Origin of the sequence: Hohaiivirga grylli, assembly GCF_039655745.1 — a bacterium.
GTDB classification, from domain to species: domain Bacteria; phylum Pseudomonadota; class Alphaproteobacteria; order Rhizobiales; family Beijerinckiaceae; genus Hohaiivirga; species Hohaiivirga grylli.
Map to the genome: position 1 here is coordinate 769,275 of NZ_JBBYXI010000001.1, position 22,827 is coordinate 792,101.

Consider the following 22,827-nt stretch of genomic DNA (forward strand, 5'->3'; position numbering starts at 1 on the left):
CTCGCCAGTTTCTCTCTTTGCTTTTGACCGAGACCATCCGCGTGCGATGCAGGGCATCGCTTTATTTTTGCGGCTCGGATGGCTTGAATAGGTCCCCGCGCCGCACCCTTCAGCAGATACTGAACGGATCAGGGACCGATGACCGATTTCTCAAAACTTGAAAATGAACTGCTCAGTCAGGTTGAGGCAGCATCCGATGAGGCTGCACTTGAGGCTGTGCGTATTGCTGCACTTGGCAAAAAGGGTTCTGTTTCAGAACTTCTGAAAACTCTTGGTGCCATGAGCCCGGAAGAGCGGAAAGAAAAAGGCCCGCTGATTAATGGTCTTAAAGATAAAGTAGCGAATGCTTTAAGCCAGCGCAAAGAAACTCTGGCAGATGCGGCTCTTGATGCCCGTCTCCAGTCTGAACGGCTTGATGTGACGCTGCCATTGCCGGAAGGCCCGCAGACGCGTGGCCGCATTCATCCGATTTCACAGGTCATTGACGAGCTGACAGCAATCTTTGCTGATATGGGCTTCTCTGTTGCTGAAGGTCCCGATGTCGAAAGTGATTATTATAACTTTACGGCTCTGAACTTCCCTGAAGGGCATCCTGCCCGTGAAATGCATGATACGTTTTTCATGCAGCCTGATGAAAAGGGTGAGCGTAAAGTTCTTCGTACGCATACGAGCCCTGTTCAGGTTCGTACCATGCTGGAGCAGAAGCCTCCGATCCGCGTTATCACACCCGGCCGCACCTATCGTCATGACTCTGATCAGACGCATACCCCGATGTTCCATCAGGTTGAAGGCCTTGTTATCGACAAGGGCGCCAATATGGCTCACCTGAAGTGGATTCTGGAAGAATTCTGCAAGGCCTTCTTTGAGGTCGATCAGGTAAAGATGCGCTTTCGCCCATCCTTCTTCCCGTTCACTGAACCTTCTATGGAAGTTGATATTCAGTGTTCGCGTAATGGTGGAGAAATCCGCTTCGGGGAAGGTAATGACTGGCTGGAAATTCTCGGCTGCGGCATGGTTCACCCGAATGTTCTGCGCAATTGTAATCTCGACCCGGATGAATATCAGGGCTTTGCATGGGGTATGGGTATCGACCGTATTGCGATGCTGAAATACGGCATGTCCGATCTGCGTGCTTTCTTTGATGCTGACCTGCGCTGGCTCAATCACTACGGTTTCCGCCCACTTGATCTGCCAAGTCTGCTTGGCGGCCTTTCCAGTTGAAGTGAGGAGATAAAATCATGAAATTCACACTCTCCTGGCTGAAAGATCATCTTGAAACAGAGGCAACTCTGGAAGAGATCGTTGAGAAACTGACAGCCGTTGGTCTCGAGGTTGAAGAAGTCGAAGATAAGGGCAAGATCCTGGCTCCCTACAAGGTTGCCTATGTCATTTCAACTGAGCAGCATCCAAATGCTGACAGGCTGCGTGTCTGCATGGTTGATATTGGCGAAGGTGCACCAATTCAGGTGGTTTGTGGGGCGCCAAATGCCCGTACTGGCATGAAGAGTGTCTTTGCTGGCCCGGGAACTTATATTCCGGGTAAGGATATCACGCTGGGCGTTGGCTCAATCCGTGGTATTGAGAGCAAGGGTATGTTGTGCTCTGGTGCAGAGCTGGAGCTTTCAGAAGACCATGACGGTATTCTTGATCTTCCTGCTGACGCCCCGGTTGGGGAGCCCTATGCTTCATATGCTGGTCTGGATGATCCTGTCATTGATGTTGGTCTCACGCCGAACCGTCCGGATTGCACGTCAATCTACGGTATTGCCCGGGATCTGGCTGCTGCTGGTCTTGGCAAACTGAAGACGCCGGAAATCAAGCCTGTTGCAGGTGCCTTCAAGAGCCCGGTCTCTGTTGCGCTGGAATTTGCAGATGAAAACAAGCATCTCTGCCCTGCGTTTGGCTTACGATATGTGCGTGGTGTCAAGAATATTGCCTCACCAGAATGGATGCAGCGGCGTCTAAGAGCCATTGGTCTTCGTCCGATCAATGCTCTGGTTGATATTACCAATTACATGACATTCGATCAGGGGCGCCCACTGCACGTCTTTGATGCCAAGAAAGTCAAAGGTAACCTGACAGTTCGCCTGGCTCGTGAGGGTGAAGAGGTTGTTGCTCTGGATCAGAAAACCTATCAGCTGCAACCAACAAATGTTGTTATTGCTGATGAGAAGGAAGTTGAGTCCATTGGTGGCATCATGGGTGGTGAGTTCTCTGGATGTGATGAGAACACGACTGATGTGCTGATTGAATCTGCTCTGTGGGATCCATACAATATTGCCCAGTCCGGTCGCAAGCTTGGTATTGTGTCTGATGCCCGTTACCGTTTCGAACGTGGTGTTGACCCGGCTTTCTGCATTTCCGGTCTGGAACTGGCAACAAAGCTTGTTCTGGAATTTTGTGGTGGTGAGCCAAGCGAGGTTATCCTTGAAGGGGCTATCCCGCAGCCGAAAAAGGTTATTGATTTCCCATGGGCCGAAGTTAAACGCCTCACAACGCTTGATCTGCCTGTCGCGGAAATGAAAGCTGTTCTCGAAAAGCTCGGTTTCCCGGTTGAAGGGCAGGGCGATGTCGTGAAGGTTTCAGTACCAAGCTGGCGCCCAGATATTGATGGCAAGGCTGATATCGTTGAAGAAATCGTCCGGATTGCCGGGCTTGATCAGATTGCACCTGCGCCACTGCCTCGTCTTGAAGCTGTTGTGCCAAAGGCTATTCTGACACCTATCCAGAAACGTACGCGTCAGGCAAAGCGTGATCTTGCAACACGTGGTCTCGTAGAAGCCGTCACATGGTCATTCATTTCTCGCGAAGAAGCAAAACTCTTCGGCGGAGGAGATGAGAAACTGGCTTTGGCAAATCCGATTGCCGCTGAGCTTTCAGATATGCGTCCGAGCCTTCTGCCTGGCTTGCTGAAAGCAGCCCAGCGTAATGCTGATCGCGGTATCCCGAACGTTGCAATCTTTGAAGTTGGTCAGGTCTTCTTGTCTGATGAGCCTGATGGACAGAAGATTTTTGCAACTGCCGTTCGTCGTGGTTTGGCAAAAGCTGAGGCTCTGGGCCGTACATGGCGCGGTAATGAGCCGGTTGATGCATTTGATGCCAAGGCTGATGCTGTTGGCATGTTAGCCGCTCTTGGCGTACCGGTTGCAGGTCTGCAGATTGTGCCCGGTGGTCCGGCATGGTTCCACCCCGGTCGTTCTGCAACTCTACAGTTTGGACCAAAAGTTGTGGTTGGTGCATTTGGTGAGATTCATCCAAAAATTGCCCGCGCACTTGATCTTAAAGGCCCTCATGTTGCCTTTGAAATCAACCTGTCAGCCCTGCCGCCACAGAAAGCTAAGCCGACAAAGGCAAAAGCAAAGCTGGCTCTGTCTGACCTCCAGCCTCTGTCTCGCGATTTTGCTTTCGTCGTGGATCAGAGTGTTGCAGCACAGGATATTGTCCGCGCTGTGACATCTGCCGATCGTCAGCTCATCAGCGCCATTGATATCTTCGATGTCTATGAAGGTACAGGGCTGCCAGAGGGTAAGAAGTCTGTTGCTGTCAGCGTGACATTGCAGCCGATGGAAAAGACACTGACTGATGTCGAAATCGAGGCCGTTGCAACTAAGATCGTTGAGGAAGTCGGCAAGAAAACAGGCGCAACACTGCGTTGATTACAAAAGCGGGGCATTTGCCCCGCTTTTTAGTTTCATAAATGACTTTATTATCCCGAGAGTGATTCTAAGCTCCGGATGCAAAGACGTTCATGTTGTCTGAGAGCTGGGCGGTTATACCGGCTCCGATTTTACCCCATGTTCCGCTGAGCGGTGTGGAGAACTGAACCGGGTTTATATCCTTGTGTTGATGGTACGGTCAGCTTGGAGTTCCCAAGGAATTCATGCCATACATTTGCGCGCAGCCACGTCGTAATCAGTCGTGGTTTGGCCTGATCGAAGGCTGTATTCCAGTCTTTCTTGATACGCAGACCAACACGGCCACGTAAAGAGTCACCGCTGTTCACATCATACAGGGCTCTGCCATCATTAAACTTGTCAAAGCTGACATTCTGGTAGACGACCTGCGCCTGAGGCTCAATAGCCCATCCATCCTTCAGATTGAATGTATAACCCCCTTCAAGGGAGGCTATCAGACCCAATCCATCGGATTTCAGACGCTGTCCGGTAACCGTGCTGGAGTCAGAGGAGTACCATGTTCCCTGCACAACAGCATCTGTATACCAGTTGTTCGGGGAGAAATGTATCCAGTACCCACCGATGGTATAGGCATCCATATCAATGGTTCCGGCTTTGCCGCCATAGGCTGCCGTTACCTTAGAGCGGATCTGGCCATAACCGACGTAGAGACCTACTTTATCCAGTGTCTGATCTGACTGCTCTCTGGCATAAACATCAATACCAGCCTGAATGCCGCCGAAATTATAAACGTAATCTGCTCCATGGCGCGTAAAGTTGCCACGATCACGCAATCCACGCTCACCAATCAGGCGGGCCCATGCACCCCGGAACCAGGCTTCGCGTTCCTGATTTCTGGGCATGATTTTGACTAGCTGACGCTGACCAAGTTTATCCGTTACGTAATACTGTTTGATAACCGGTATGGGTTGCTGCGGATAAGTTTCCCCGACGCGCTCGTGAAGAGTATCGAGCATCGCATAGCCATATTGTGTGGCCAGTAGAATCATTGCCATTGCGACAGGAACACCCGGCTGAATGTTGGGGCGGGTTGTTTCAATAGGTGTAACAACACCTGGATCTGGATCAGGACCAACCGGAGGTATGACAGTGATTGGCGGGTCTACCGGATCAATAATGTCTGGTGCGGTATTGCGCAGATACCAGTTGCCGTCTGAAGCATCTGTACCCCGCCCGTTATGGTAGAGGGTATATTCATATGCGCCTAAAATGACAGGCTGTGCTAGCATGAAAATACCTGCTGCCGAGGCTGTATTATCCAGAACCTCAATCAGAAGAATACCGTTACCGGTTGTATAAGCTCCGGCACTGGCTGCATCGGGTATAACGTTAATCATGGTGCTTGATGCACCCTGAGCCGTTGAATCGACGACCAGAACGTCACATTGTGAGTTTACCCACCCTCGTTCAGCACTGTATTGAGGTTGATTACGCCGCCATTGGCGATAAAGACACCTCCACCTGATACCCCGGCAGTATGGCCACCGGAAATAACAAGCACATCGCCTGCAACAGCATTATCTGTCAGATCAATAACACCTGAGTTGCTAAAGGTAGAGACACCCATGATGTGTCCCTGTACAGGTCCGTCAACAGCCATTGTGTTGAATGAATAACCTGCGGGCAGGTAGTAACCTGTTGTTTCTATAGCGAAAACAGTGCCACTTTCTGTGCCCTTCAGGGTTATTGTACCGCTGTTCGTTACAGTATTATTACCGGATGTCCCAAAATTTGAAACACTGATAGCCTGCGCTCACGGATGCCATCTCCGTTTGTGTCAGAGTAATCCCTGATATGCCAGCTTCCGAAAGTATTCTGCTGGTTTCCGAGGTCTACATAACCGGTGATGTGCCCATTATTCGTGATATTTGTTGCTGATGCAAAGCTGTCAGGCGCATAAATGGCACGATCAGATAAAGCACCAATCTGACCATTGTTGGTGACTGTTGCACGGGATGTGGCACTTGCAAGAACGATAGCTGCTGACGGATTGGCAGCAGAACTGCCGTCTTCCCAGCCGCCGGTGAAAATACCGTTTGTGTCAACCAGTATATCTGTATGTGCCGCTGTGGCACGAATGCCCCTACCATTCTTCGCAAGAGTTTCAACCGTTCCATCAACCTTGACATCTGCTGTTCCAGAAAGAGCGTTGATGGAGACTGCTGTGGCATCTTCTCCGGTCATGCGGATGATGCCGCCGGCGGAAACTGCAGCATTGGCATTGCCACTTGTCGAGGTCGCTTCAATCCCGTGGGCTAATGTGCCGGAGACGTTGATTTCACCGCCGTTTGAAGCAGTAACGGTATGGGTGCCTGTTGCCAAAATACCGGTATCTACGGCCGAGATTGTCGCCTGAGTATTGGTAACGGTAACTTCAGCTGTTGCGGTCGTTGAATTCGCCACAATACCAATAGAGGATGCATCTGTTACTGTGATATTTCCTTTGTTGGAAATATTGATGGCACTTGTACCTTCTGCCGATATACCAACATTTGTCGCCGTAATTGTACCCTGTGTGTTGGTGACAGAGATATCACCCGGGGTTTCAATACGGATGGCCCTTGTCGCTGATGTAACAGAGCCACCGGTCAGCTGAACATCTGCTGTTGTCGCTGTTCCTGTTGCTGTGAGGTAGATGCCATAATTTTGTGATGAGATCGCTGCTGATGATTTGACCTCTGCACTTGTCTCGGCAATTCCATAGACTGCGAGGGAGTTTGTGCCCTGTGAGGTTACTGTGCCTGCCAGATTAAAGGCAACAGCACCACCATCTGATTTGGCGTAGGTCGCGTGGGAGTAGTCACCACGTGTTTCGACTGTACCGGTATTATAGACTGTGGTCAGTCCTGTACCACTCGTGAGCGCAGCCATACCATAGGAAAGTGAAGATGCGGTGCCGGAATTGGAAACTGTAATCCGGGCATCATTACTAAGTGTCACAGGGTTGCCGGAAAGAAATGTTATTGTGTAGACGCCGATATATCCGGCTTCGATGAAACCGGCAGTCTGCCTTACATTAATGGAAACGCCATACTGGCCACCACCTGCAACGATCCCCTCATTACTTGTAATGTTGGACCGGGAAGTCACATCGACAAGGTCACCTGTTGCGTACATAACGCGGGCACCTGCGTTAATAATGGTGCCTTCTGAGGTATCAATAATGATGTCGCCCGTTCCCTCACCCTGACTGATGGAACTGTCATCATTGGTATTCCAGGATATAATACCAATACCACCGCTGAGGGTTATGGTACCTGCCGTCATGCGGACAATAGCAGCGCCTTGTCCGTGCGTCTTGGCCTCCAGACCAACAGAATTATATTGCGTTGTATTGTTATTGATGACCTCGCCACCATTCATTTGAATGATGGCCTCACCTTCATTATAGGCAACAGCAAGGACTGCCGGACAGGATTCGTTGCCGCCTACCACAATTCGGCTGTTGTTCATCTCAATGTAGGCCTGCCCATCATAGCTGCCTGCAGAAAGTGCAACGCCCCAGTTTGCGTTAACATCAATATCTGCGTTGGTGAGTTTGATGGAGCGTGAGTTGCCGATAGCGGATATCCCCACGACAGGAGCCGTCGCACCTGTACCATCAACTCTTAATGTCAAACCGTTGTTGGCAATGAAAGACCACGTCCCTGCATATTCATTGCGGGGAATGTTGTTGTTGCTGATTGTCAGATTTCTGGCGAGGTGGATACCATCAGTTGCAACGGCATCAACGATGACGCCTGCATCAGCCACTAGTTCTACGCCACTCTCAGTTCTATAGATAATGGATGAGTATGTACCGGGTGAGCATGTAACAGTTGTGTAAGACCTGGATCAATACCACCACTACATTCTGATAGTGCTTGTGCCTGATTTAATGGCGCTGCTGTAAAAGCTGCTGCAATCAGAAGTGTAGCGGAAACGCCTGATAATAATGAATAGCGTTTGCTTTGTGTCCAAGTTCTGTTGTTTCTCATATGGCCCCTCAATGATGACATTGCTGTACTTGCAGCTGATATCTAGTTTGGCCATCTCTTCATGGAAATGGCTCATTTATTTTAGTTTGAATGATTATCTTATTTAAATTAGGTTTTAGGTATTTCTTTTGTATTTTATAGTTTCAAAGCGCATGTGATATGTATCAATCAGTATCAATCTGCCAATGAGATCGCTTCCGAAACCGGTAAGCTCACGTATAACTTCGGTAGCTGCCATAGAACCAATAATACCTGGTAATGATGCAATAATACCTGCTGTCGAGCAGGTTGGAAGTACTGTCAGAGAATCTGATCGTTCAGGAAAAATACATCGGAATGTCGGATTGAGTTGCCCCTGTGCAGATTTCTCATAACCCTTTATTGTTGTTATGCTTCCATCAAACTGACCGAGTGCTGCCGTTATGAGAGGCTTTTTTTCAACCAGGCAGGTATCTGCTACCAGATAACGTGTTTCAAAGTTATCGGAACCATCGACGATAATATCGTATTGGCTGATAATGTCTCTGGCATTGTTCTGCGTTAAACGGAGTGGATAGGATACGACGTTTACATGCGGATTCAGCTGCGTGATACCTGCCTCTGCACTATCAACTTTGAGCTGTTCAATATCGGATGTTCCGTGAATAATCTGACGCTGTAGATTGGAGAGTGTGACTTTGTCATCATCGACAATGCCGATTGTCCCAATCCCGGCCGCAGCCAGATATTGCAGAACAGGCGAACCAATTCCTCCGGCTCCGACAACCAGAACACGGGCCTGCTTCAGCTTGAGCTGACCCGGCCCGCCAATATCCCGCAGTATGATGTGACGGGCATAGCGTTCAACTTCTGAGCTGTCCAAAGACGGGGTAGTTTCATTCATGTTTGTATTCTAGACATGTTGTTGCCGTCTTTCCAGAAGACAAATGAGCTTAATTTAACTTGTACGCGTTGAGGTCATCATGAGCATACTTATCGCTGTCAGCGACAATGAAAACCCTTTGGTGAAAGATGTTCTTGAGACGTTTAAGGCAGAGCTGCCGGAGAGGGAGTTTGTTTTAAGCGGTGACCTGTTCGACCGTCGGGCTGTTTCTTACGCTGTTTCATGGAAACATAAACCCGGAGCACTTGCCAATCTACCGATGCTTGAAGCGATATTCTCGCTTGGGGCAGGTGTTGATTTTCTGTTCAAGGATGAACGTTTGCCAGACGTCGCCTTATACCGTGTTGCTCAGGATGATCTGACATTCCGGATGAGTGAATATGTCGTGCTGCAGTGCCTTATGCATCTACGCGACCAGCGTCGGTTTGATTTGCAGCAGCAGAAGCATGAATGGATTGTTGGTAGTACGCCACCGACTGCTTCTGAAGTACGGGTTGGTATTATGGGAATGGGTGTGCTCGGTACTGATGCAGCCTATAAGCTGAAGACTTTAGGGTTTGATGTTGCAGGTTGGAGCAGAGCACCAAAATCTGTTCCTGATATCCCGGTCTTTGCAGGAGAAGACGGGCTTGAAGCTCTCCTTAAAAGAACAGATATTCTTGTCTCTCTCTTACCATTGACTGATCAGACAAGAGGGATATTAAATCTGCCACTGTTCGAAAAGCTGGCACGTGATGGCAAACTGGCTGGCCCTGTTCTCATCAATCCCGGTCGTGGCGGCTTACAGGTTGAAGAGGATATTCTCAAAGCTCTTGATGATGGCATTCTCGCAGGTGCATCACTGGATGTTTTTGATGTTGAGCCTCTCCCTGAAAACTCTGCTTTGTGGGCTCATCCCAAGGTGATTTTGACACCACATATCGCTGCTGCAAGTGAAGCTGTGAAAACGGCTAAATATATTGCTAATCAGATTAAATTGCTTGAAGCTGGAAAAGATGTGCCGGGCAAGGTTGATCGGTCATTGGGGTATTAGCTATAAGTGACTTCGTGTAGAAAATTTTTCATACGCGGGGGCTTGTGATGTTGCGGCTGGTTTTAGCAGTTGTCTTGGCTTTAGTTACACAAATGCATTTTGCTTCTGCAAAAACTGAGAAGGTTGACGATGGCCCCAGAATGCCGCCTGAGATTGTTCAAAAAGTTTTAAAGGAAGTTTCGGACAACATACGTAAGTGCTGGAAAGTACCGGCCAGCCTACGCAAAATAAATAAAACAGATCGTGCTATTGTTCATATCAGATTTGCGCTGGCAATGGATGGCAGCATCTCTAGTGGGCCTGTGCTTTTGAAGACGCAGGGAAATCAGATGTATTCAAAAATTTTAGGAGAGAGTGCAATCACAGCAGTCAAGAACTGCTCACCTTTTAGTTTTCTTGTAAAATACAAAGAATACTATGGGCAATGGAAAGAAATAAAACTGAGATTTGATTCAAGGCAGTAATAATAAGGCTGAAACTTGAGAGTTTTCAGCGCGGCATTGCACAAGGCGCAACCCTGTCGAAAGTACAATTGAAGGGTATTTCTCCTGCCCCAGTTCCTTATCAACATTGGGTTGTGTTGATAGGGTCGGGGTGGAAGGTTGTATTCTGTATGCGGTCAGTTTGAAGGGCCGTGGCAGGGGAACATTTTATCCAGATTTTTAAACAGTATGACCCGGTGGAATGATAACCATTCGGGAGAACGCTCGTGGATAAAAGGTCTCTTCTTTTTGCAGCGCTATTAATGATTCCAACCCTTACTGCTCAGGCACAGGTCAGTGATAACAAGGTCAAGATAGGCATCCTGAATGATCAGTCAGGGGTCTATGCAAACTATGGCGGCAAGTATTCTTACGAGGCAGCCAAGATGGCTGTTGAAGATTTTGGAGGAAAGGTTCTAGGGGCACCGGTTGAAGTGATCACCGCAGATCACCAGAATAAGGCTGATCTTGGCTCAAATATTGCACGACAGTGGTATGATACCGAGCAGGTCGATACGATTATGGAACTGACTTCTTCTTCTGTGGCTCTGGCTGTTCAGGCTCTGAGCAAGGACAAGAAGAAAATCACGATCAATACTGGTGGTGCCACAACAGACTTAACGGGCCCGCAATGTACACCTTATGGTTTTCACTGGGCTTATGACACTTACGCTCTTGCCGTGGGAACAGGGGCTGCTCTTGTAAAACAGGGTGGGGATAGCTGGTTCTTCCTGACAGCCGATTATGCTTTTGGTTATTCACTTGAACAGAATACCTCCAACCTTATCAAGGGGATGGGTGGTAAGGTTCTTGGTTCTGTTCGCCACCCGTTGGCGACAACAGATTACTCATCCTTCCTGTTGCAGGCTCAATCATCCGGAGCGAAAGTAATTGGGTTGGCAAATGCTGGCCTTGATACAGCGAATGCGATTAAGCAGGCTGCAGAATTCGGTTTGACTGCAAACGGTCAGAGACTGGCTGCGCTGCTCTTCACAATAGCAGAGGTTCATGGACTTGGCCTGGAAGCAGCACAGGGGCTGACCTTGACGGAAGGGTTCTACTGGAACCGCACACCTGAGACAGCCAAATTTGGCAAGCGGTTCTTTGACCGTACAGGTGCTATGCCTAACATGGTTCATGCCGGCACATACTCAGCCGTTACGCAATATCTGAAAGCCATTCAGAAGGCCGGTACCGATGATGCTGATGCTGTCGCCAAGGTACTGCATGAAATGCCCGTCAATGATATTTTCGCTGAAAACGGTACCGTGGCAAAGAATGGCCGCATGATGCATGACATGTATCTTGTACAGGTCAAGAAGCCGGGTGAGAGTGATGTTCCATGGGATTACTTCACGGTTCTTGCAACAATTCCTGGTAAGGAAGCCTTTATGGATCCTGCCAAAAGCGGTTGCCCGCTGGTCACGAATTAACAGCGGATAATGCTAAATGCAGACATCTGCTCATCTCTCAGGAAAGGAACCACGAGTTGTTTTATCGGCTCGTGGTCTTAGCAAAAGTTTTGGCGGTTTTCATGCCGTCAAGAACGTGGATATTGATGTTCTGGATACGCAGATACATGCTCTTATCGGCCCTAATGGAGCAGGGAAAACAACAGTCTTCAATTTACTGACCAAGTTTCTCCAACCCTCGAGCGGCCGTATTGAACTGCTCGGAGAGGACATTACTAAAACGGCTCCTGACAGGGTGGCCCGTAAAGGACTGGTGCGTTCATTCCAGATATCTGCCGTGTTCCCGCATCTGAGTGTTCTGGATAATGTGCGTGTTGCCTTGCAAAGGCCAAATGGTTTGGCAACGCAATTCTGGCAACCCTTGTCCGCGCTTGATCGCCTCAATGAACAGGCAGAGGCTTTGATTGATCGGGTCGGGTTACACCGTGAACGCGATGCGATTGCCGAGGACCTTTCATACGGCCGCAAGCGTGTCCTTGAAATCGCGACAACACTTGCGCTTGATCCGCGCGTTCTTCTTCTCGACGAACCTATGGCAGGTATGGGGCTTGAAGATGTTGCGATGGTTGCGGAGATCATTAAATCCGTGGCGCGGGATAGGGCTGTTCTTATGGTCGAGCATAACCTCAAGATTGTATCCGATATCTGTGACCACATCACAGTTTTGCAGCGTGGTGAGATATTGGCTCAGGGTGATTACGCAACGGTCAGTCAGGATCAGCGTGTCCGGATTGCATATATGGGCACAGAGGAGAACTGACATGGGAGAGATGCTTCACGTCAGAGATCTGAATGCGTGGTACGGCGAGAGCCATGTTCTTCATGGTGTCGATCTCTCCATCTCTGATGGCGAGGTTGTGACAATCCTGGGACGTAACGGAGTTGGCAAGACAACAACCTTACGTGCCATTGTGGGGATACTGCGCCAAAGAAAAGGGCATATCTCATTCAAGGGGCGGGATATGATACCGGTGCCTCTGCATCGCACGGCCCGTTACGGAATTGGCTATGTACCGGAAGAACGAGGCATCTTCTCAACCCTGACTGTTGAGGAGAACCTGCTTCTGCCGCCTGTCGTGGCCGGAGATGGTATGTCGCTTGATGAGATATATGCCCTGTTTCCCAATCTCCATGAACGGAAAACAAGCCCGGGGACAAAGCTCTCCGGTGGTGAACAGCAGATGCTGGCCATTGCTCGTATTTTACGAACCGGAGTGGATATGCTCATTCTGGACGAGCCGACAGAAGGGCTTGCCCCCGTAATTGTCCAAAGAATTGGTGAGGTGCTGAAAGCGTTAAAAGAACGCGGAATGACAATTCTTCTTGTTGAACAGAATTTCCGCTTCGCCAGTAAAGTAACAGATCACTTTTATCTGATGGACCATGGTGAGGTTGTTGGCCAGTTTCCGGTTCAGGAGCTGCCAGACCAGATGCCGATGCTGAACAGGGTCTTGGGGGTCTGATCATGACAATGATTTTTGGAATTCCACTACAGGCTTTTCTCGGGCAGCTGCTGGTTGGCCTGATCAATGGTTCATTCTATGCCATTCTGAGCCTTGGTCTTGCGATCATCTTCGGGTTACTGCGGGTGATCAACTTTGCCCATGGTGCCCAGTATATGTTCGGGGCTTTTCTTGCTCTGTTGCTTCTCAAGCACTGGCAGGTCAGCTATTGGGTTGCAATTCTTGCTGTACCCGTCATCGTTGCCGCTTTTGGCGCAATTGTTGAACGGACAATGTTGCGTCGTCTTTATGATCTCGACCATCTTTACGGCCTGCTGTTTACCTTTGGGCTGGCTTTGGTGATCGAGGGGACTTTCAGATACCTGTACGGATCTGCCGGTCAGCCCTATGCCCCACCCCAACTGCTGACAGGAAGCTTTAATCTCGGTTTTATGTTCCTGCCTGTCTATCGTGGCTGGGTGGTTGTGATTTCTTTGGTCGCCTGTATCGGTACATGGCTTTTGATTGAAAAAACAAAGCTTGGCTCATACCTCAGAGCTGCAACCGAAAACCCTGTTATTGTTCAGTCTTTCGGTATCAATGTACCGCTATTGCTGACGCTCGTATATGGCCTTGGAGCAGGGCTTGCCGCTTTTGCCGGTGTTCTGGCTGCCCCCATCTATCAGGTCTCGCCCTCCATGGGATCCAACCTGATTATTATCGTCTTTGCTGTTGTAGTTGTCGGTGGCATGGGCTCAATCATGGGGGCGATTGTTACCGGTTATATGCTCGGTATTGCAGAAGGGCTGACCAAGGTCTTCTATCCGGAAGCATCCAATATCGTGATCTTTATCATCATGGCTATAGTCTTGCTTACGCGACCTGCTGGCCTCTTTGGACGGGATGCCTGATATGCTCGCACCAAATCAAGACATGACACAAACAGCAGCTCTGGGAAGGGGTACGCTTATGCCCATACGTCTTGGCTATCTCATCCTTCCGGGCATTCTTCTGCTGAGCATAGCGCCGTATTTTGTTTATACGCCGCTGCTGATGAAGTTACTTTGCTTTGCCCTGTTTGCGAGCGCCTTCAATCTGTTGCTGGGGTATACCGGATTACTCTCTTTCGGGCATGCTGCGTTCTTCGGAGGGGCCGCCTACATGACCGCCCATTCTGTCAAGGAATGGGGGGTGCCTCCCGAGCTTGGTCTTCTGTTTGGAATGGCTGGGGCTGCCTTTCTCGGGCTTCTGATCGGGTTTCTTGCGATCAGGCGTAAGGGCATCTATTTCTCTATGATCACGCTTGCTCTGTCGCAGATGGTTTTCTTCTTCTGTTTACAGGCCAAGTTTACAAAGGGCGAGGATGGTTTGCAGGGAGTGCCCCGCGGCAAGCTTTTCGGGTTCATTGATCTGAACCATCAGCTCACAATGTATTTCTTTGTGCTGGCGGTTTTCCTGATTGGGATATTCATGATCTGGCGCTTTGTAAACTCACCATTCGGCATGGTTTTGCGGTCGATCCGGGAGAATGAGCAGAGAGCCATTTCACTGGGGTATTCCGTGGCGCGCTACAAGCTGGGTGCGTTTGTGATGTCAGCAGCGCTTGCGGGGCTTGCAGGCGGGCTTAAGGCGCTTGTCTTCCAGTTTGCAACCTTAACCGATGTTACATGGCAGATGTCGGGGGAGGTCATTCTCATGACGCTTCTGGGGGGGATCGGCACTATTCTGGGCCCGATCCTTGGCTCTTGGCTGGTGATTGCCCTGCAGGATTATCTGGCAACATCTGAGTTTCCGGTAACCATTATTACCGGGCTGGTCTTCATGGTCTGCGTGCTGATCTTCCGCCGTGGTATCGTCGGTGAGTTTTATGCATCCAGATTTGGTAAAAAGCTCGGCCTTACTTACCGTCAGTAATCTTTAAGACGCCGTATCCGGGTAATTGGCCCACCACCACTTTCCCGGATGCGTAAGGCAGCTGCTGCGAGTTCTTCCACGGCAACAGACATTGTCCAGCCATTGGCATGAATCATCCGACGCGGATTGATCATGATTCCGACGTGTCCTTTCCAGAAAACAAAGTCACCCCGCTTCAGACCATAGAGATTATCCGGAATAGTGATTTCACTACCCAGTTCTTCTTCCTGCATGCTGCTGTCGCGTGGGCTTTGAATACCGGCCTGAGCAAGAGAAAGCTGGACAAGGCCGGAACAGTCTATGCCGAGACTGGATTTGCCGCCCCAGAGGTACGGCGTGTTCAGCAGGCTTTCTGCAACCGTTACAAAATCAGCAGCATGCGTATCAATTGCGGCCAGATGCCTGGTGTAGACATAACCACCATTGGAAAGTGCAGAATAATCACCCTCATGCCCTGTAACTGAGACAAGGCTACCCATGCTGAGGTATCTGTCAGTCGGTGTTTTCAAACTTGCATCGGGGTAAACGAATGTCCGCAGGGCATGAACCTTATGGGTAATGTCAGAAATTGCAGTGCTGATATCACTTCGTGGGACATAGCCAACATAATTATCAGTCGTCAGCTGGATCCAGGCCCAGTCATCCTTCTGCTCAAAAATCAGAATGCTTTCACCAGACAGGGCCTGTGTATCGACACCACTGTCGTAGGATGCGGAGCGATGCAGTGATGAGACGGGTGCTGAAATGGATCCTGCTGTTCCCTTGATGAACCGCGCTGCTTCAACATGGCCTTTCAGGCGTTCATCTGCCAGATCTGCACGATAGGCGTTGCGGCGTGGATCAAGAGACATTTCAAGCTTCCTGCAGATGACAAATCAGACCGAGAGGGTCCTGCTCTTTGAAACTATGATATCCGCCAGACGCTCAACGGCAAGAGCGCCTTTCACAGTCCGTTGGATAATAACGTTTCGACCATCTTCTTTATCACGACGGCGGGAGACGAGGTCTGCTGCGCCTAACGTATCAAGAGCACGTGTAATCACCGGTTTGGTCACGTTTAGTTTGTGGGCCAGTCCTCTGACCGTATGGGGTGGGGGCTCCAGATAAATTGTCAGGAGAATGGCCCATTGACGTGCAGAGAAGTTCTGTCCCTCGTCATGGACAAGAGACAGATTAACATCATGCCACAGCTTTATAGCCTGTATAGGGCGCAGATCGGTGGACATAGCCACTCCGGTTCAGAACAAGTCCAGCCATTGTAATGCCGAACCTGTGCTGACAAACCTGCTTTTGGCAACATGCTTTACAGAGTCTTAAGGGGCGAAGCGTTCTTTCAACAGTTTGTGGACAAGACGTGCTGCCTGAACCTCGCCACCTGTGGGTCGGGCCGGCTTGTCGGATGCTGTCCAGCCATAGATGTCAAAATGGACATAGTCGGTTGCGTGCTCAACAAAACGTTTCAAAAACAGAGCTGCTGTAATTGAGCCGGCAAAAGGCTGGCTTGCCGTATGATTGATATCGGCAATCTTGGAATCGAGCCAGGGCGTATAAGGTTGCCAGAATGGCAGGCGCCAGACCGGATCATTCTCTGCCATGCCTATACGGGAGATATCTGCGGCAAGCGTATCATTGTCGGTGTAAAATGGCGGCAAATCTGGCCCTGTTGCAACCCGTGCAGCACCTGTCAGGGTCGCGAAGTCAATGATCAGCTCTGGTTTCTCTTCATCAGCAAGCGCCAGTGCATCACCGAGAATGAGCCGCCCCTCGGCATCCGTATTGCCAATTTCAACACTGATGCCCTTACGGCTCGGCAGGATATCTCCGGGGCGGAAGGCATTTGCCGAAATGGAATTTTCGACAGCCGGGATAATTACGCGCAGACGGACAGGCAGGTTAGAACCCATGATCATATCTGCGGCTGCCATGGCTGTTGCTGCGCCACCCATGTCCTTTTTCATCAGGGTCATGGAGTTGCCTGGTTTGATATTCAGGCCGCCGGTATCAAAAGCAACGCCTTTGCCAACGAGGGTCACCAGAGGTGCATCCTGTTTGCCCCATACGATATCAATCAACCGTGGTGCAACCGCTGATGCACGGCCAACAGCGTGAACCATCGGGAAGTTCTGGGCCAGCAGATCATCACCTGTTATGACATTGATGGTTGCTCCATATTTTTCCGCAAGCTTTCGTGCTGCAAGTTCAATACCATCCGGGCCAAGGTCATTGGTAGGGGTATTGATCAGATCACGGCCAAGTGCAACGGACTCGTAAATGCGGGTCACTTCATCAATATTAGCGCCCTGTGGCGGAACGATTTTAGCTGTTCGTTCCGGCTTGGATGTATACCGGTCAAAGACATAGGAGCCAAGCAGCCATGCTAATAATGCAAGATCCGGTTTTTCGACGGCAGTTGCAAAGCGATAACTGTTTTCTGGAAGAACCGCAGGCAGTTTTCCAATCAGAAATGGATCAGACAGGTCTGGCTCACCAATACCAAAGAGGACAGCTTCCAGTTTCCCGGTTGTGCCCGGGAGCAGGCAAAGCTGTCCGGCCTTGGGTTTGAAACCCTGAGCCTGAGCAAAGTTTTTGCCTGTTTCCGGCAGGTCATGGAAGACCTGCTCCCAATTATGCGCATGAACAAGCCAGACAGGGATAGCAGGAAAACCAGCAGGAGCAATAAGGTGGTGAGGCATTTTTAAAGACCATGATCCAGAAATTGAGCGGGAATGTTGTGCCAGAAATTATAGAGAAGTGGAAGTGCGTTAGCGCGCGGTTATTGGCATCTTATTTTATGTAGCCTATAGTCAGCCTGCATAATTAAATTACCAATTATGCATTATGTCTGCTGAATAGCAGACAGCTGCTACCGATTATTTGGCCTCGAACCTTAGAAAGGGATATGCAATGTCACTCTTAAAAGTTTTTGCTCCTGCTGCTCTGGCCCTTCTCGCTGCTGGTTGTCAGACAACCAATGGCCCCGTGAATATCACGCAGGAAGTTTATGGCAACGTGCAGCCAGCCGTGTCTGATAACTGGCGGGCTGTTGTTTCCAGAGGTGGTTCCATTGCCTATATCTGCCCCGCAAGCCGCTGCCGTGAACCCGGTGCTATTGGTTATTCCGTGGCACGTGTTAATGCGGATGCAGAATATCTGGTTCGTGAAAAGGTTGTCAGTTCAGAACTCGTCCAGGAAATTGGCGATACTGTTTCCGATATGACAGATGGCCAGTATCGTCAGCTGAATGTGCGTAATCTGACAAACAAAGAAGCTGCCGGCTTTGAAACCGTATCTTCCTATACAGGTCGCAAGGGTAAATACTACAGTGTTTCCCGTGTCGGTATTAACGGCAATGAAGTCCGCATGATCACAGGTATGGGTAAGAGCCTGCAGACTGCCCGCAAGAACCTGCGTATTGGTCTGGATGGTGCGAAGTAAGTACTTCGTCATTTTTAATGAAAAGGCCCGGTTAAAACCGGGCCTTTTTTATACGTTCAGATCAAAATCAGATCGTCTGATTATAGGCGCCGACTTCCTTGTTCTCGCGCAGGATGCTGTCAACAGCATGGAACATTTCGCGCATGCGGGCTTCTGAGACCGGGCTTTCAACCACGACAACCAGCTCTGGCTTGTTGGAAGATGCACGAACGAGGCCCCATGTGCCATCGGATGTGGTGACACGGACACCGTTGACTGTCACAAGGCTATCAATAGCCTGACCGCCAACCTGTTCGCCCTTGTCTTTCATCTCGGTGAAGCGTTTTACGACACGATCAACGACTTCGTATTTAACTTCGTCCGGGCAATGTGGTGCCATCGTTGGGGTGCCCCATGTCTTTGGCAGATCATTGTAGAGATCAGCCATCGATTTATCAGGGTTACGATCCAGCATGTCACATACGGCGAGAGCGGTGAGAATACCGTCGTCATAACCACGGCCAACCGGCTGGTTGAAAAAGAAGTGGCCGGATTTTTCAAAGCCTGCAAGAGCATTAAGCTCATTAACGCGGCGCTTGATATAGGAGTGACCGGTCTTCCAGTAATCTGCCTTGACGCCCTGTGCCTTCAGAACCGGGTCTGTTGTGAACAGGCCTGTTGACTTCACGTCCACCACAAAGGTTGCATTCGGGTGCAACTTGGAAAGATCACGGGCCAGCATCACGCCGATTTTATCAGCAAAGATTTCTTCACCGTTATTGTCGACAACACCGCAACGGTCACCGTCGCCATCAAAACCAAGGCCAACATCGGCGCCTGTTTCACGAACCTTTTCAGCGATGGCATGAAGCATCTTCATGTCTTCCGGGTTCGGGTTATAGCGTGGGAATGTAAAATCAAGGTTTGTATCCATCGGAATGACTTCACAGCCAATCGCTTCCAGAACCTGAGGTGCAAAAGCACCTGCCGTGCCGTTACCGCAGGCAGCAACAACCTTTAGCTTACGCTTCAGTTTTGGACGGTTTGTGAGGTCTGCAAGATATGTTTCGCGGAAGCCATCAACATAGGTATAGGAACCACCCTCACGGGTTTTAAATTCGCCATTGAGAACGATATCGCGCAGTCGTCCCATTTCGTCGGGGCCGAAAGTCATTGGGCGATTGGCGCCCATCTTTACGCCTGTCCAGCCGTTGTCATTGTGGGAGGCCGTGACCATGGCAACGCATGGGCAATCAAGAGCAAACTGCCCGAAATAGGCCATTGGAGAGAGGGAGAGGCCAACGTCTTTTACGCGCATGCCTGCGGCCATCATGCCAGAGATCAGGGCATATTTGATGGAGGATGAATAACCACGGAAGTCATGACCCGTGACGATATCCGGACGCACGCCCATTTCATGGATCAGCGTACCGATACCCATGCCAAGGGCCTGAATGCCCATAAGGTTGATTTCTTTTTCAAAAAGCCAACGCGCATCATACTCACGAAAACCTGTTGGCTTAACAAGCGGCTGGCTTTCATATTCGTATGTATTTGGCTGAAGGGAAGACTGTGGTTTAGGGAGCATGATCAATCTCTCGCTGGCTATGCAAAGATGCTTCACAACTATAGCAAAATTTTATTCTTCAAGGGAGTAGCAGGCGAACAGAATACCTGCTGCTTAATAGCACATAACACCGGCGCAGTTTAATGCCAGATGAACAAAATAAAATTAATCGGGCATGGCGTATATTTATGCCATGCCCGTGGAATTATCAGCGTGTACCAAACATTCTGTCGCCGGCATCTCCAAGACCCGGGACAATATAGCCGTGGTCATCAAGATGGCTGTCGATGGAGGCTGTCCAGATCATGACATCCGGATGGGCTTTGCGGATGACTTCAATACCTTCAGGAGCTGCCAGCAGGCAGACGAAGCGGATATCTTTTGCGCCGCGCTTCTTCAGAAGATCAATCGCAGCAACGGCGGAATTTCCGGTTGCCAGCATTGGGTCGAGGACGAGTGTCAGACGATCTGCAATATCGGAAGGGGCCTTGAAGTAATATTCAACAGCCTGAAGCGAATTCGGGTCACGATAGAGCCCGATGTGCGCAACACGTGCAGATGGAACGAGATCAAGCATGCCATCAAGAAAAGCAACGCCTGCGCGCAGGATAGGGGCAAGCACAAGCTTCTTGCCAGCCAGCTTTGGAGCACTCATCTCGGTGATTGGTGTCTCAATGGTGACCAGTTCTGTTGGCAGATCGCGTGTGACTTCATAGCAGATCAGCATACCGATTTCATTGGCGAGGGATCTGAATACCTGGGTCGAACACTCCTTCTCACGCATGAGTGTTAGCTTGTGCTGAACCAACGGATGGTCGACAACAACGACACCGGACATAGGCCTCTCCCTTTAAAAATGAACTGGCGGACTTTATCGCGATTCTCACTTAAAGAAACTGTCTTTTTGTCGCGATAGCTCCACAGAGGTGGAAAGCTGCTCTGTGAGGCTGCGATACATGCGAAGAATCTTAGATATCAATAATAAGCTTTGAAATATTAAGCGTTTTTATTGTATTAGTAATATATTCTCTTTTTTGAATTGTGGTGGGGTAAAGATGTCAGTTTATATTGATGGTATTGCTATACAATTTTACAAATCAATCGGAGCTGATGAGCAAAAAATATTTGGTTTTAAAGATTTTAATTTTTTTATAGGTGAAAATAATTCTGGTAAATCAACCTTATTGCATTTCCTTCATCAGTGTTTAGCAAATCCTCAAAAGACTTTAAATTTAACATTTCTTGATATTCATCAAGGGCAAGTTACAGGTAATTTTTTAGCAAAGTTCTGTATTTCAAAATCTAAATTAATTTCGAATTGTATAGAATATGGTAAGAATAAAAGAATAAATATTAAAGATGTTTTGTATTTTAATGAAGTTGTTGATCTAATTTCAGATGAGAATAATAATATATGGTTTGAGTTTTTATTTAGATATAATAAAAGTATTGGCATTTTCCATGATTTTAATGAGTTGAAATCAGTTTTGAAACATTGGAAATGGCAATCATTGTATAGAGAATTGTATCCTAACTATTCAGGGGGGGGATGTTGAGAGTTGGATTTTTAAAATATTAGATTGGATATTTGAAGCACAGAATTTTCAGGTGCCAATTGTTGAGTTTATACCGGCAATTAGGAAAGTAGGTGAAAAAGAAACAGAATTTTCAGACTATAGCGGGAATGGTTTAATTAAAAGACTGGCGCAATTTCAAAATCCTTCTCTTGAAGAGCGAGAAAAACGTTATATTTTTAATAAAATAAATAATTTTCTCAAGAATGTTACAGGGAAAATGGATGCAGAAATAGAAATTCCTCATGATCGAGAATATATCTTAGTAAAAATGGATAATAAGGAGCTGCCGCTTACCTCATTAGGTACTGGTATTCATCAAGTTATTATGATTGCTGCATTTTGTACTCTTAGTTCTGAGTGTATAATGTGCATTGAAGAGCCTGAACTGCATTTACACCCTGTTTTGCAGAAAAAACTAATTAAGTATCTTCAAGAGAATACTAAAAACCAGTATTTTATTGCAACACATTCAGCGAGTTTTATAGATACTCAAGGCGCTGCGATCTTCCACGTTCAAAATGATGGTAAGCAAACAACAGTTCGTAACAGTGCGCTTAAGGCTGAACGTTTTGAAATATGTAGACAGTTAGGCTACCGGGCTTCTGATATCTTACAGGCAAATATGGTGATATGGGTCGAAGGACCATCTGATAGAATTTATCTTAATCACTGGATAAAAGCTTATGCTCCAGATCTCATTGAAGGAATGCATTATTCCATAATGTTTTATGGGGGACGGCTATTAAGCCATCTGTCTGCAAACGATGAAGAAATTAATGAGTTTATCGATTTAAGGGCATTAAATCGAAATATTGCTATAGTTATTGATAGTGATAAACCAAACTCTAGACAGCATATTAATGATACAAAGAAACGCATTAAAGCTGAATTTGGTGATGGTCATGGTATGTGCTGGATTACAGATGGGCGTGAAATTGAAAACTATATTGAACACACTCAACTTCAAAGGGTTGTAGCTAAGAAATATCATTCAAAATATTCACACCCAGCAGATGGTGGAAAATATGATCATTCACTTTTCTTCTATAAGAAAATTGGAAAATCTCAGGAAAAAGAGCTGCAAAAGGAAGTAGATAAAGTCGATATTGCCCGTTTGGTGTGTGAAGAAGAAGCTAATTTGGATGTGCTTGATTTAAGACAGAAAATAAAGGCGCTTGTTGAACTGATTCAAAAAGCAAATTCCATAGACTTGAAGTAAGCACATAGGCTGTTTTTCACAACAACTCTCTTTTGAGGAACTAGCCGTTAGAGTAGTATTCGATCATGCCCCTCTTGCTTGCTAAGTACTCAAGAGAGACATGAAACTGGATGCTGCTATATAATCCATGTTTTAAGCACACGGCTATATAG

Annotated in this window: 21 protein-coding genes; 12 read left to right on the plus strand and 9 right to left on the minus strand. The window is 48.4% G+C overall.

Going from position 1 to position 22,827, the window contains the following annotated elements:
• Positions 1-138 precede the first annotated feature (138 nt).
• Together pheS and pheT are read left to right on the plus strand one after the other, a co-directional pair.
• A complete protein-coding gene (pheS, locus tag WJT86_RS03310; RefSeq protein WP_346336061.1) occupies positions 139-1,221 on the plus strand; it encodes a phenylalanine--tRNA ligase subunit alpha in 1,083 nt (360 codons plus the stop codon).
• A 17-nt stretch (positions 1,222-1,238) separates the two neighbouring features.
• The gene (gene pheT / locus WJT86_RS03315; protein WP_346336062.1) at positions 1,239-3,656 is read left to right on the plus strand and encodes a phenylalanine--tRNA ligase subunit beta; all 2,418 of its coding nucleotides are present in this window, start codon (positions 1,239-1,241) and stop codon (positions 3,654-3,656) included.
• Positions 3,657-3,787: 131 nt separating this feature from the next.
• On the opposite strand, the gene WJT86_RS03320 is transcribed toward pheT, so the two are convergent.
• The 4 genes from WJT86_RS03320 to WJT86_RS03335 all read right to left on the minus strand — a co-directional run bounded on the left by WJT86_RS03320 (position 3,788) and on the right by WJT86_RS03335 (position 8,555).
• Positions 3,788-5,161 (minus strand): autotransporter family protein, encoded by a 1,374-nt coding sequence (locus WJT86_RS03320; RefSeq protein ID WP_346336292.1) that lies wholly within the window; start codon positions 5,159-5,161, stop codon positions 3,788-3,790.
• On the minus strand, positions 5,089-5,262 hold the full coding sequence (locus tag WJT86_RS03325) for a hypothetical protein (protein WP_346336063.1): 174 nt from the start codon (positions 5,260-5,262) through the stop codon (positions 5,089-5,091). Before WJT86_RS03325 ends, WJT86_RS03320 begins: the two co-directional genes overlap by 73 nt.
• Positions 5,263-5,396: 134 nt before the next feature.
• Positions 5,397-7,448, minus strand: coding sequence for a beta strand repeat-containing protein (locus WJT86_RS03330; RefSeq protein ID WP_346336064.1), 2,052 nt, complete (start codon positions 7,446-7,448; stop codon positions 5,397-5,399).
• A gap of 339 nt (positions 7,449-7,787) precedes the next feature.
• Positions 7,788-8,555: a HesA/MoeB/ThiF family protein gene (locus tag WJT86_RS03335; protein ID WP_346336065.1), complete on the minus strand. Its 768-nt coding sequence runs from the start codon at positions 8,553-8,555 to the stop codon at positions 7,788-7,790.
• Positions 8,556-8,634: 79 nt separating this feature from the next.
• On the opposite strand from WJT86_RS03335, the gene WJT86_RS03340 reads away from it, so the two are divergent.
• From WJT86_RS03340 to WJT86_RS03370, 7 genes are all read left to right on the plus strand, one after another.
• Positions 8,635-9,588, plus strand: coding sequence for a 2-hydroxyacid dehydrogenase (locus WJT86_RS03340; protein ID WP_346336066.1), 954 nt, complete (start codon positions 8,635-8,637; stop codon positions 9,586-9,588).
• 47 nt (positions 9,589-9,635) lie between these two features.
• On the plus strand, positions 9,636-10,052 hold the full coding sequence (locus WJT86_RS03345) for a hypothetical protein (protein WP_346336067.1): 417 nt from the start codon (positions 9,636-9,638) through the stop codon (positions 10,050-10,052).
• 281 nt (positions 10,053-10,333) lie between these two features.
• Positions 10,334-11,503 carry an ABC transporter substrate-binding protein gene (locus WJT86_RS03350; protein WP_346336293.1) on the plus strand — a complete coding sequence of 390 codons (1,170 nt, stop codon included), beginning with the start codon at positions 10,334-10,336 and terminating at the stop codon, positions 11,501-11,503.
• Between the two features lie 16 nt (positions 11,504-11,519).
• Positions 11,520-12,302, plus strand: coding sequence for an ABC transporter ATP-binding protein (locus WJT86_RS03355; protein WP_346336068.1), 783 nt, complete (start codon positions 11,520-11,522; stop codon positions 12,300-12,302).
• A 1-nt stretch (position 12,303) separates the two neighbouring features.
• On the plus strand, positions 12,304-13,005 hold the full coding sequence (locus WJT86_RS03360) for an ABC transporter ATP-binding protein (RefSeq protein ID WP_346336069.1): 702 nt from the start codon (positions 12,304-12,306) through the stop codon (positions 13,003-13,005).
• A 2-nt stretch (positions 13,006-13,007) separates the two neighbouring features.
• A complete protein-coding gene (locus tag WJT86_RS03365) occupies positions 13,008-13,895 on the plus strand; it encodes a branched-chain amino acid ABC transporter permease (protein WP_346336070.1) in 888 nt (295 codons plus the stop codon).
• A 22-nt stretch (positions 13,896-13,917) separates the two neighbouring features.
• On the plus strand, positions 13,918-14,898 hold the full coding sequence (locus WJT86_RS03370; RefSeq protein WP_346336294.1) for a branched-chain amino acid ABC transporter permease: 981 nt from the start codon (positions 13,918-13,920) through the stop codon (positions 14,896-14,898).
• On the opposite strand, the gene WJT86_RS03375 is transcribed toward WJT86_RS03370, so the two are convergent.
• The 3 genes from WJT86_RS03375 to WJT86_RS03385 all read right to left on the minus strand — a co-directional run bounded on the left by WJT86_RS03375 (position 14,892) and on the right by WJT86_RS03385 (position 17,591).
• A complete protein-coding gene (locus tag WJT86_RS03375) occupies positions 14,892-15,749 on the minus strand; it encodes a C40 family peptidase (RefSeq protein ID WP_346336071.1) in 858 nt (285 codons plus the stop codon). The genes WJT86_RS03370 and WJT86_RS03375 overlap by 7 nt on opposite strands.
• Before the next feature lie 24 nt (positions 15,750-15,773).
• Positions 15,774-16,124, minus strand: a complete 351-nt coding sequence (locus tag WJT86_RS03380) for a MarR family transcriptional regulator (RefSeq protein WP_346336072.1) — start codon at positions 16,122-16,124, stop codon at positions 15,774-15,776.
• Positions 16,125-16,211: 87 nt separating this feature from the next.
• The gene (locus tag WJT86_RS03385) at positions 16,212-17,591 is read right to left on the minus strand and encodes a leucyl aminopeptidase family protein (RefSeq protein WP_346336073.1); all 1,380 of its coding nucleotides are present in this window, start codon (positions 17,589-17,591) and stop codon (positions 16,212-16,214) included.
• 211 nt (positions 17,592-17,802) lie between these two features.
• Between WJT86_RS03385 and WJT86_RS03390 the strand changes: the two genes are divergently transcribed.
• Positions 17,803-18,333 carry a hypothetical protein gene (locus WJT86_RS03390; protein WP_346336074.1) on the plus strand — a complete coding sequence of 177 codons (531 nt, stop codon included), beginning with the start codon at positions 17,803-17,805 and terminating at the stop codon, positions 18,331-18,333.
• 67 nt (positions 18,334-18,400) lie between these two features.
• Here the strand turns inward: WJT86_RS03390 and WJT86_RS03395 are convergent, their stop codons facing one another.
• Together WJT86_RS03395 and upp are read right to left on the minus strand one after the other, a co-directional pair.
• Positions 18,401-19,900, minus strand: a complete 1,500-nt coding sequence (locus tag WJT86_RS03395) for a phosphomannomutase/phosphoglucomutase (protein ID WP_346336075.1) — start codon at positions 19,898-19,900, stop codon at positions 18,401-18,403.
• A gap of 187 nt (positions 19,901-20,087) precedes the next feature.
• The gene (gene upp / locus WJT86_RS03400; protein ID WP_346336076.1) at positions 20,088-20,717 is read right to left on the minus strand and encodes a uracil phosphoribosyltransferase; all 630 of its coding nucleotides are present in this window, start codon (positions 20,715-20,717) and stop codon (positions 20,088-20,090) included.
• A gap of 217 nt (positions 20,718-20,934) precedes the next feature.
• Between upp and WJT86_RS03405 the strand changes: the two genes are divergently transcribed.
• Positions 20,935-21,435 (plus strand): hypothetical protein, encoded by a 501-nt coding sequence (locus WJT86_RS03405; RefSeq protein WP_346336077.1) that lies wholly within the window; start codon positions 20,935-20,937, stop codon positions 21,433-21,435.
• A gap of 52 nt (positions 21,436-21,487) precedes the next feature.
• Positions 21,488-22,675, plus strand: coding sequence for an ATP-dependent nuclease (locus tag WJT86_RS03410; protein WP_407066896.1), 1,188 nt, complete (start codon positions 21,488-21,490; stop codon positions 22,673-22,675).
• Positions 22,676-22,827: the final 152 nt, after the last annotated feature.

Excerpts from the sequence above, each read along its gene's own strand:
- WJT86_RS03350 (WP_346336293.1), top strand. The coding sequence starts at position 10,334 with ATGATTCCAACCCTTACTGCTCAGGCACAGGTCAGTGATAACAAGGTC.
- WJT86_RS03345 (WP_346336067.1), top strand. The coding sequence starts at position 9,636 with ATGTTGCGGCTGGTTTTAGCAGTTGTCTTGGCTTTAGTTACACAAATG.
- WJT86_RS03395 (WP_346336075.1), bottom strand. The coding sequence starts at position 19,900 with ATGCTCCCTAAACCACAGTCTTCCCTTCAGCCAAATACATACGAATAT.
- WJT86_RS03325 (WP_346336063.1), bottom strand. The coding sequence starts at position 5,262 with ATGGGTGTCTCTACCTTTAGCAACTCAGGTGTTATTGATCTGACAGAT.
- WJT86_RS03370 (WP_346336294.1), top strand. The coding sequence starts at position 13,918 with ATGACACAAACAGCAGCTCTGGGAAGGGGTACGCTTATGCCCATACGT.
- pheT (WP_346336062.1), top strand. The coding sequence starts at position 1,239 with ATGAAATTCACACTCTCCTGGCTGAAAGATCATCTTGAAACAGAGGCA.
- WJT86_RS03355 (WP_346336068.1), top strand. The coding sequence starts at position 11,520 with ATGCAGACATCTGCTCATCTCTCAGGAAAGGAACCACGAGTTGTTTTA.
- WJT86_RS03365 (WP_346336070.1), top strand. The coding sequence starts at position 13,008 with ATGACAATGATTTTTGGAATTCCACTACAGGCTTTTCTCGGGCAGCTG.
- WJT86_RS03390 (WP_346336074.1), top strand. The coding sequence starts at position 17,803 with ATGTCACTCTTAAAAGTTTTTGCTCCTGCTGCTCTGGCCCTTCTCGCT.
- upp (WP_346336076.1), bottom strand. The coding sequence starts at position 20,717 with ATGTCCGGTGTCGTTGTTGTCGACCATCCGTTGGTTCAGCACAAGCTA.
- WJT86_RS03380 (WP_346336072.1), bottom strand. The coding sequence starts at position 16,124 with ATGTCCACCGATCTGCGCCCTATACAGGCTATAAAGCTGTGGCATGAT.
- pheS (WP_346336061.1), top strand. The coding sequence starts at position 139 with ATGACCGATTTCTCAAAACTTGAAAATGAACTGCTCAGTCAGGTTGAG.
- WJT86_RS03360 (WP_346336069.1), top strand. The coding sequence starts at position 12,304 with ATGGGAGAGATGCTTCACGTCAGAGATCTGAATGCGTGGTACGGCGAG.
- WJT86_RS03405 (WP_346336077.1), top strand. The coding sequence starts at position 20,935 with ATGTCAGTTTATATTGATGGTATTGCTATACAATTTTACAAATCAATC.
- WJT86_RS03335 (WP_346336065.1), bottom strand. The coding sequence starts at position 8,555 with ATGAATGAAACTACCCCGTCTTTGGACAGCTCAGAAGTTGAACGCTAT.
- WJT86_RS03385 (WP_346336073.1), bottom strand. The coding sequence starts at position 17,591 with ATGCCTCACCACCTTATTGCTCCTGCTGGTTTTCCTGCTATCCCTGTC.
- WJT86_RS03340 (WP_346336066.1), top strand. The coding sequence starts at position 8,635 with ATGAGCATACTTATCGCTGTCAGCGACAATGAAAACCCTTTGGTGAAA.
- WJT86_RS03375 (WP_346336071.1), bottom strand. The coding sequence starts at position 15,749 with ATGTCTCTTGATCCACGCCGCAACGCCTATCGTGCAGATCTGGCAGAT.